The sequence below is a fragment of the Nocardia sp. NPDC060220 genome (assembly GCF_042727815.1).
In the GTDB taxonomy this organism is placed as follows: domain Bacteria; phylum Actinomycetota; class Actinomycetes; order Mycobacteriales; family Mycobacteriaceae; genus Nocardia.
Genome location: NZ_JBHWZY010000425.1, coordinates 1 through 5,887, shown reverse-complemented (window position 1 = coordinate 5,887; position 5,887 = coordinate 1). Strand labels below are relative to the sequence as shown.

The 5,887-nt window shown below is 65.3% G+C and carries 8 protein-coding genes; 5 read left to right on the top strand and 3 right to left on the bottom strand.

Annotated elements, in window-relative coordinates; all coding sequences use genetic code 11:
• From ACFWF3_RS21425 to ACFWF3_RS21410, 4 genes are all read left to right on the top strand, one after another.
• Positions 1-199 (top strand): hypothetical protein (locus ACFWF3_RS21425; protein ID WP_379315005.1); only part of this gene is annotated, 199 nt, incomplete at its 5' end.
• A 58-nt stretch (positions 200-257) separates the two neighbouring features.
• Positions 258-1,091 carry a hypothetical protein gene (locus ACFWF3_RS21420; RefSeq protein WP_379315004.1) on the top strand — a complete coding sequence of 278 codons (834 nt, stop codon included), beginning with the start codon at positions 258-260 and terminating at the stop codon, positions 1,089-1,091.
• Between the two features lie 38 nt (positions 1,092-1,129).
• Positions 1,130-2,074, top strand: coding sequence for an LD-carboxypeptidase (locus ACFWF3_RS21415; RefSeq protein ID WP_379315003.1), 945 nt, complete (start codon positions 1,130-1,132; stop codon positions 2,072-2,074).
• A 221-nt stretch (positions 2,075-2,295) separates the two neighbouring features.
• Positions 2,296-2,865, top strand: coding sequence for a GNAT family N-acetyltransferase (locus ACFWF3_RS21410; protein ID WP_379315002.1), 570 nt, complete (start codon positions 2,296-2,298; stop codon positions 2,863-2,865).
• A 46-nt stretch (positions 2,866-2,911) separates the two neighbouring features.
• Here ACFWF3_RS21410 and ACFWF3_RS21405 read toward each other — a convergent pair whose 3' ends face one another.
• The 3 genes from ACFWF3_RS21405 to ACFWF3_RS21395 all read right to left on the bottom strand — a co-directional run bounded on the left by ACFWF3_RS21405 (position 2,912) and on the right by ACFWF3_RS21395 (position 4,828).
• Positions 2,912-3,286, bottom strand: coding sequence for a VOC family protein (locus tag ACFWF3_RS21405; RefSeq protein WP_379315001.1), 375 nt, complete (start codon positions 3,284-3,286; stop codon positions 2,912-2,914).
• Positions 3,287-3,423: 137 nt separating this feature from the next.
• The gene (locus ACFWF3_RS21400) at positions 3,424-3,789 is read right to left on the bottom strand and encodes a VOC family protein (RefSeq protein ID WP_378990351.1); all 366 of its coding nucleotides are present in this window, start codon (positions 3,787-3,789) and stop codon (positions 3,424-3,426) included.
• A gap of 241 nt (positions 3,790-4,030) precedes the next feature.
• On the bottom strand, positions 4,031-4,828 hold the full coding sequence (locus ACFWF3_RS21395; RefSeq protein ID WP_379315000.1) for a TetR/AcrR family transcriptional regulator: 798 nt from the start codon (positions 4,826-4,828) through the stop codon (positions 4,031-4,033).
• Between the two features lie 133 nt (positions 4,829-4,961).
• On the opposite strand from ACFWF3_RS21395, the gene ACFWF3_RS21390 reads away from it, so the two are divergent.
• Positions 4,962-5,887: MFS transporter (locus tag ACFWF3_RS21390; protein ID WP_379314999.1), on the top strand; the 926-nt coding region annotated here is incomplete at its 3' end.

Sequence of the window (5,887 nt, the reverse complement as noted above, 5' to 3'; positions counted from 1 at the left end):
GAACGACACCCTCGACGACCTTCTGGCCGACCATGATCTGCAGACTCTGTCCACCGCCAACACCATCGGTGTGCGCAGAGAAGTGGATTCCTACTGCGGCACCTTCGGATTCAGCAAGGACACCGGCGGCAAGGCAGGCCGCAACGGCGCGGAGTCGATCGACGACGCCGTCGACTGGGACTCCGGAACATGGGGCTGAACCCGCCGGCCGCGGACCACCGCGGCCGGATCCGCATTTCGGGAAAGGTGAATACGCAGTGACCGTGGAAATTGCCGTCGCCATGTTGATCGCCTGGGCGGTCGGCAAGGCCAACCGGGTCGGGAAACCCATCAATGGACTCACCGACGAAGCGCTGGACCTCGCGGTGAATCGAGTACGCAACGCGGTGGTTGCCAAACTCGGTGGCGACCCGGCCGTCCAGCAGTTGCTGAACGAGGCCCGCGCGACCCGTGGTGCGGTGTCCTCGGCCACGCAGGTCGCCGCCGAACGGTCCCTTTCGGTAGCGGTCGCCGGCGACAGCGGCTTCAGTGCCGAACTCGACCGGCTGACCGCACCGCCGAATCCGCCACCTGCCCCGGCCGGTTCCGGGCCGCGGTACAACAACTCCGGCACTTTCGCCGGTGTGATGGGCGATATCAGCGCCACCGGCCCGGTCACTGTGAAGAGCAAGATCGTGCATCAGGCCAAGCGCCACCCGGTCCTCACGACGTTCGTCGTCGTCGGTGCGGTTGCGCTGCTCGGCTTCTCCGCCGACCGGTTGATGAGCGATCCGAGCTCCGGTCCACAGCCGGGTGGTGGCGCAGAGGCCATGGCAGGCACGTGGACAGCATCCGACGGTACCGGAACAAAAACCTTCGGTTCCGATGGTGGCCGGTGCGACGGATTCTTCTACAACAACGGCGAACCGCTCGACATCGGCGGACCGATGACATGCTCGATCTCCAGCAAACCCGATACGGACGGTCGGTACACGCTGATAGTGACGCAGAGCCCCAATCGAGCGAAATACCGCGTCGAGTTCACAGATGCCGAGCACGCCTCCGTTTTCGATTCGTCCGGGACCGAGCTCTACGATCTCGAGCGTTTCTGACCGGAAGGAACGGACCGCGGCGCTACAGTCGCTGGCCTATGAGCCGATCGCACGATTTCGCCGTACGGTCGTGGCCGCGTCTTCGTTCAGGTGACACTGTTCGCCTGGTCTCACCGGCCAGTTTCCCCGACGAAGCTTCCTCGATCCTGCAACTGACCCAGACCCTGCAGGATCGAGGTCTTCGGGTCGAAGTCGGAGACCACGCGTTGGACCGGCACGGTTATATGGCAGGGCGAGACGCCGACCGACTCGCAGACCTCAACGCCGCCTACACCGATCCCGATGTTCGAGCGATCATCACAACGCGAGGCGGGGCAGGCGCCTACCGTCTCCTCGACGGACTCGACTACGACGCTATCCGCGCCGACCCGAAACCCCTTGTCGGATTCAGCGACATCACCTACCTACATCTGGCGATCTGGCAGAACTGCCGCGTCCCAGGCGTCCATGGCTGCCTCGCAGGCCGCCGATCGACCGAAACCGTTCACCATCTATTGACCAGCCCGCGACCATACGTGCTCGAGCGCAACTCGAAACTGATGTCGGTCGCGGTCGAATCAGCCGGGCGCGCACAGGGATTCGTGATGGGAGGTTCGCTGGCCGCCATGGCCGGCATGGTCGGTGCAGGCCTGCCCGACCTCACCGACTCCATAGTCCTCATCGAAGCCCAACGCCAAATCGGGCTCGGACAGATCGACCGCCAACTCACCCAGCTGATCCGATCCGGAGCCTTCGACGGTATCCGAGCGTTCGCCCTGGGAAGGTTCCACGGGTTCGAGGATTACACCGACCGCGGCTGGAACCTCATCGACGTCCTGCGCGACCGCCTTGTCCCCCTCGGCAAACCGATCCTCGGAGGCCTGGAATTCGGTCACGGACCAGATCCGCACGCGATACCTCTCGGTACTTTCGCCGAACTCGACACCGACAGTGGAACACTCACGCTCAACCCACCTGGCCGCTCGGAACTTGCCAGCCGCTGACTGCTACACCCGCCGAGCAAAACTGACACTGGTTCGCGGAAGGCGCGACAGAGGACAGGTCGCTGGGCTGTTCCGCCGCACGGCGTCGGCCTCGTGTCATACAGAAGTTCCGAAGTCGGATTCGCGACGTCGAGGCCGCCATGGTTACACCGGCAGAACTGATTCGGCCTGGCTGGTTCCAACTGTCCGTCTTCGCCGGACTCGACGGGGACAATGCTGGAATGCCCGAGTTGATGTCGGCAGTGGTCGATCCCGCTGCGTTCGCCACCGATCAGCCCACACTCACCGCGGCCGATGGGCTGACGCTGCGGCCTTGGACCGTCGCCGATGCGCCCACCGTCTACGCGGCATTCCAAGACCCCGCGATCCGGCAGTGGCATGTTCGGACGGCCGAGTCCATCGAGCAGGTTCGCCAATGGATGCACCAATGGCGCTCGGCCTGGTCCAGCGGCAACGGTCAATGGGCCGTCACCAGCAACGGAGACGTCGCCGGACGCATCGGATTGCGGCAGTCGGACCTCACCGAGGGCGTCACCGAACTCGCCTACTGGACCCTGCCCGCCCGGCGCGGGCACCACATCGCGCCTCGCGCCGCAAACATGCTGACCCGTTGGGCTTTTCACGACGTCGGATTCGACCGGATCGAGCTCACCCACTCGGTCCACAATCTGCCATCGTGCCGGGTCGCAGCCAAATGCGGATTCCCCTTCGAGGGCACGCTGCGTGGCGCCGGCCGCCACAGTGACGGCCGCCACGACATGCACCTGCACGCCCGACTCCGCACCGACTGATACCCGGCCTGATCAGCGAGAACACGGGCGGGACAAGCTGATGTGCCTAGTCAGGATTGGGCGGCATCGTGAGGCAGAACGGATGTCCCGCCGGGTCGAGCAGAACGCGCCAGCGATCCGGTGCGGGCTGGAACTGTGCCTTTACCGCACCGCAGCCGATCGCCGCAGCCTCGGAGACATCGAGATCAGTCACGAACAGATCCAGGTGCATCTGCTTGGGTACCCGATTGCCGGGCCACTCCGGCGGTATGTGGTCCGCCACTCGTTCGATCGTCAGCGTCACCCCCGATCCGCGCAGCACCACCAAATCGTCGGACTCGTAACGGATTTCGAAATCCAGCAACGCCCGGTAGAACTGGGCGAGGTGTCGGGTGTCCCGGCTGTCGAGGGCGATCGCACCGAACCTGGCTATCGCGGTCATGGCTCTCCCTACCTGTGACCCCAGCCTGACGCGGGAGTCGACGTCCTGCCATCGATACCATCGTTTGCCGTTTGTAGCTCTACGGTGCGGACGTTCGAAGAGAGGCGTCAGTCGCCGGGAGCGGCGGTCTCAGCTACTCAGTCGAGACAGAACTCGTTGCCCTCGACGTCCTGCATCACCAGACACGACTCATTGACGCCATCGGCACGCAGTAGTCGCAGGCGTACCGCGCCGAGCGGGATCAGCCGTGCGCATTCGGCTTCGAGTGCGGCGACGCGCTCCTCACCCACGAGCCCGGTGCCGACCCGCACGTCGATGTGAAGTCTGTTCTTCACGACCTTCCCCTCGGGCACGCGCTGGAAATACAGGCGCGGGCCCACACCTGAGGGATCGACGCACGCCGAGCCCCTGTGCTCGTACCCCAGCACCTCGGACCAGAAACGAGCAACACGCTCAGGCTCCGCGCAGTCGAAGGTGACCTGGATCTGTTTTACCGACACCATCGATCCACCATAGAGAGCAAGTCTCGAGTCGTCTCCACTTCGGATCGCCACGCACACAACACGGTTTGGGCTGACAACGCCGAGAAGTCGGGCCTGGCGGCCGGCAATGTGCGTGAGACTCGGATACACCATCGGAGAGCAACCAGCACAGAGTGCCTCCAGGACAGCCACCATGACAACTCACGTTGTCAGCCAGGGAGGACTGAACCTACCTCGCCGAAGTCGCGCCGAAGTGACAACTTTAGTTGTCAACGGCCGGGGCGGTCGGCCACCGTTTGCGGGCCGCCTGTCGACTGATCCCGACCAGCCGACCCACATCACCGTAGGACGCGCCTGCGGCAAGCGCGATCCTGGCGCACTCGTCGACCCGTTCAGCAGCGGCCCGGCGCGCGGCATCCGCTTCGGCCAGCGCCGCCAATGCCGTGCACGGCTCTTTCGGCCCCGGCGGCACACCATCCATCACCAGTGGGCGCAGGCACGGTCCGACCAACTCGACCAACCGCTCCGCCGGTGCATCGGACACCCCGGGAATGTGCACCATGTAACGCGCGACCAGCACGCCGAGCACCAGCGTGCCGATCAGCGCGGACCGCCGTTCAGCATCTGGGCCGACCATCACGCGCGTCCACGGACTCGTCTCCGGATTCACGATCGCGCAGCGCACGGCGTGGGCCGCCTCCGGATGGGTGAGCATCGACCTCAGTACCGGCATCGTTCGGTCGTCCTTGCGGTCCACATCCGCCAAGGCGTGCCGAAGCAGGCGTTCACCGAGTTCCTCCGGCGGGCCTTCCAACGCGTCGTCGAGGGTGATCGGAATGCCCGAGACCGCATCGAACAGCGCGTTCTTGGCGCCGAAATGCTGCATCACCAGCGCCGGATCGACGTCGGCGCGCTGCGCGACGGCCCGAATCGTGGTCTCGAGGTAACCACGCTCGGCGAAGAGCTCGCGCGCCGCGTCCAGGATCACCTGCCGGGTCTGACTGCGCCGCTCGGCCCGGCTGACGGGCGCGGACGCCGCGTCGAGTTCCTGCCCTGTCATCGCAACCTCGCTCAACATCTGTAGACGAAATAGGCGGCCGTGCCTATGCTGATCTCAGCCTACAAGCGTAGAGCAGACGCGCAGTGCCGCGCAGCAGCTCGACCTCTCCCCCGAATTCTTCGAACGGATGTCGATGACCAGCCGAGATACCCAGCCCGCCACCCGAGCTCACGACGAGACCGCGCAGACCGCGGGCAGGCGCAACCGCCGCCTGTCGTTCGTGTTGGGCATTATCGTGACCTGCCAGCTCATGGTCGCGGTCGACAGCAATGTCGTCAATATCGCCCTGCCCGAAATCCGGTCCGGACTCGACATGTCCGGACCGGCACTCGCCTGGGTGTTCAGTGCCTACTCACTGGCCTACGGTGGCCTGCTGCTTCTGGGCGGCCGGGCCGGCGACCTTCTCGGCAGGCGCCGGATGTTCATCTGGGGACTCGGCCTTGTCGTCGCCGCCTCGATTCTCGGCGGCGTCGCACCCGACGAGAGCTTGCTGATCGCCGCGCGTGCGCTGCAAGGCGTCGGCTTCGCCTTCGCGAGCCCCGCCGCCCTGTCGATGATCGCCGCCACCTTCGCCGATGGGCCCGAGCGCACGCGTGCGCTCGGGGTGTTCTCCATGGTCACCGGATTCGGTATCACGCTCGGCCTGATCCTCGGCGGCATCCTCACCACCCTGAGTTGGCGTCTGGTGTTCTTCATCAATGTGCCGATCGGCGTGCTCACCATCGTTCTCGCGCTGCGCTACCTGACCGAAACCGAGCGCCACACAGGCACATTCGATCTTCTCGGGGCGATCTTGTCCACGCTCGGCATGGTCGGCGTCGTCTACGGGCTGACTCGCGGGTCCGAGGGCTGGGCCGAGCCCGCCACCGTGATACCGACCGTTGTCGGCATCGTGCTCATCGCGGCATTCGTCTGCGTCGAACGGCGCGCCGATCACCCGATCATGCCGTTGCGCCTGCTCGCCGATCCGGTTCGGGCCGGCGCCTACCTCACATTCGTCCTGCTGATGGCCGCCATGGCGGGCACCTACATCCTGCTCTCGCTCTACATTCAGGAAGC

Coding starts and splice junctions, on each gene's coding strand:
- ACFWF3_RS21400 (WP_378990351.1), bottom strand. CDS start 3,789: ATGGTGTCGGTAAAACAGATCCAGGTCACCTTCGACTGCGCGGAGCCT.
- ACFWF3_RS21415 (WP_379315003.1), top strand. CDS start 1,130: ATGAGCCGATCGCACGATTTCGCCGTACGGTCGTGGCCGCGTCTTCGT.
- ACFWF3_RS21405 (WP_379315001.1), bottom strand. CDS start 3,286: ATGACCGCGATAGCCAGGTTCGGTGCGATCGCCCTCGACAGCCGGGAC.
- ACFWF3_RS21410 (WP_379315002.1), top strand. CDS start 2,296: ATGCCCGAGTTGATGTCGGCAGTGGTCGATCCCGCTGCGTTCGCCACC.
- ACFWF3_RS21395 (WP_379315000.1), bottom strand. CDS start 4,828: ATGACAGGGCAGGAACTCGACGCGGCGTCCGCGCCCGTCAGCCGGGCC.